At 70.2% G+C, this 238-nt stretch carries 1 protein-coding gene; it reads left to right on the plus strand.

Going from position 1 to position 238, the window contains the following annotated elements:
- On the plus strand, positions 1-238 hold a 238-nt coding region (locus KVS71_RS18650; RefSeq protein WP_217585281.1), incomplete at both ends, for a 2-oxo acid dehydrogenase subunit E2.

Below are 238 nucleotides of genomic sequence, written 5' to 3' on the forward strand. Positions count from 1 at the left end.
AACCTCGGCGACGCCCCCGCCACGCCCCGCGGACTGCTCGTGCCGAACATCAAGGACGCGCAGGACCACAGCATGAAGGACCTCGCCCGCGCCCTGAACCGGCTCACGCACACGGCACGCGAGGGCAAGACCCCGCCGGCCGACCAGCAGAACGGCACCATCACCATCACGAACATCGGCGTGTTGGGGATGGACGCGGGCACGCCGATCATCAACCCGGGGGAGGCGGGCATCGTCG

The organism is Microbacterium sp. GbtcB4, assembly GCF_019091465.1.
GTDB classification, from domain to species: domain Bacteria; phylum Actinomycetota; class Actinomycetes; order Actinomycetales; family Microbacteriaceae; genus Microbacterium; species Microbacterium paraoxydans.